Origin of the sequence: Craterilacuibacter sp. (assembly GCF_051659485.1) — a bacterium.
Taxonomy (GTDB): Bacteria; Pseudomonadota; Gammaproteobacteria; order Burkholderiales; family Chromobacteriaceae; genus Craterilacuibacter.
Genome location: NZ_JBOFOO010000086.1, coordinates 1 through 1,820, shown reverse-complemented (window position 1 = coordinate 1,820; position 1,820 = coordinate 1). Strand labels below are relative to the sequence as shown.

The 1,820-nt window shown below is 59.8% G+C and carries 3 protein-coding genes; 1 reads left to right on the top strand and 2 read right to left on the bottom strand.

Annotated features, from left to right (window positions below; genetic code table 11):
* A partial coding sequence (locus tag ACRC1E_RS03020) for a hypothetical protein (protein WP_438513629.1) occupies positions 1 to 261 on the top strand: 261 nt, incomplete at its 5' end.
* A 64-nt stretch (positions 262 to 325) separates the two neighbouring features.
* On the opposite strand, the gene ACRC1E_RS03015 is transcribed toward ACRC1E_RS03020, so the two are convergent.
* A complete protein-coding gene (locus tag ACRC1E_RS03015) occupies positions 326 to 1,183 on the bottom strand; it encodes a DUF7281 domain-containing protein (protein ID WP_438513628.1) in 858 nt (285 codons plus the stop codon).
* Positions 1,180 to 1,820 (bottom strand): hypothetical protein (locus ACRC1E_RS03010; protein WP_438513627.1); only part of this gene is annotated, 641 nt, incomplete at its 5' end. The genes ACRC1E_RS03010 and ACRC1E_RS03015, both read right to left, overlap by 4 nt.

Sequence of the window (1,820 nt, the reverse complement as noted above, 5' to 3'; positions counted from 1 at the left end):
GACCGTCTGAGCAATGGCGACATGGTGAACTACCTCTACACTATCGGCGGAAAAGTGAACGAGAACGACATCGTAATGAAGCAAATCACCAACAACGCCGCCGAACAAGCGCTGCTGGGTGACTTTCCCAGCGTAGTCGACAACGCTATCATAGACAGTAGAGAAGCACATGAAAATCAAGCGATGCAGCTACTCTCCGACCCGAAAAAGACCGCCGATTTTGCGCGGGTCGTGTTCGATTTGCTGGCGATGGGGCGATAGCCCGAACAGGTATTTTATCGCAGGAAGCACATTGCCGATGCATGCAACGGTTGTGGCTTGTCGCTTAATCGAGCCAAACCGCCTCCTGCTCCAATGCCAGCCCCTGGGCAGCCATCTGCTCTGTCAGCTCGCCCAAGGCTGGTGGTAGCTGTGGCCGGACGCGTTCGAATTCGGCCCGGGTGTCTTGCCATAGCTGGCGACTGCCAAAACGTGCCAGCTTGTCCTGCCAGTCGGGCATCAACCAGAACTCGCAGCGACTACCAAGCCTGCTGTACAGCCTCGCATAATTCGCAAACCCGACGCCGTCGTAATCCGGAAATAGGATGACACGGGTAAAGCGCTCGCGTGCGGCCAGCCAGTCGAGCAAGATACCGTTAAGCTGTCCCCCGTAATAAGCGAGCGAGGCTTGAGTTGAAGGGGGCAGCCAGTCGGTCCGGTCAAACAGCGCCTGATTCTCGACCAGCCATAAATCCTGCTCGCTCGCCCAGCCATCGGATGATGCGACCGACAGCGCGGCCACTCCAAAATCTCGGGTATGTTCACTCAGAGGCAGGTGAATGCCTCGTTGCGTATCCTGCCAATTCACCTGTCCGCCGTGCGCCTTGAGCAACAGATAGTGCTTATCGTGACGGTGTGCGGCAGCTTTACTACTGCGAGCGCTGGCGATATGGCGTGCCCGGGCTGGCAGCGACACATCGTCCGAACTGGCCCCTGGCGATAGCGCATTCAGATGTGCGGCCAGGATATCCACCTGGAGAACCTGGTACACGCCACCCCGTCCCTGTGTCCTGCGGTGCAGGGCACCGGTCTGTCGGGCAAAACGATCCAGAACCGCCTGCTGCGCGGGCGTGAACTGGCTGACCGGCAACTCGGACTGGCCTTGCAGCTTGCCAAGCGCCGCACGCAGGGTGCGGTCGTTCATGCGGAAAACTCCAGTGGTTCGAGCACCTGCCAGCTCTGGCTGCTGATCAAGTTGCTGCCGTGCCGATGGTGGATGGGGACGCAATAGCGGACGGTGGTCAACGGCGCGGGGGACGCGAAAATCAGCGAGAAGCCGAACTCGGCGGCAGTGTCGATCAGGCTGCGCTGGTTGCGCGCATCCAGCGCCAGTGCCTCGTCCAGATAGCATACGCCCCGGATCGGTCGGCGCTGGTCCTGCATCAGGTGCAGCATAGCCAGCCCAGTCACCAGTTTGGCCATCAGGACGGTGCCATTGGAGGCGGCACCGTCTAGGTCGTCAAACGCCTCGGCTTCGCGGTCGGCCTTGCCCACCCAGAAACGAAGCCGGAACAGGTCCGCCACCCGCAAGCCTTGCCGTGCGTTGCCCTCTTCGATCAACAGGGTCTTGGCACGGTCGAGCTGTGCATCATCCAGCACGCTTTGCTGATTGAATAACTCGAACGATTCACCGGTGCCGACGGTGGACGCAGTGCTGATCAGCAGGTCGATCGCTTCAACCAGAGCGGTCTCATCTTCCGGTTCGATCTTGAAGACCGCCAGGTCGGACAGCTTGCGGCCACTGATTTTACGGTTGAATTCGCGCATGCGCAGCTTGAAGG

Bases quoted from the DNA above. Each gene is read 5' to 3' on its own strand.
- ACRC1E_RS03015 (WP_438513628.1), bottom strand. From the start codon at position 1,183: ATGAACGACCGCACCCTGCGTGCGGCGCTTGGCAAGCTGCAAGGCCAG.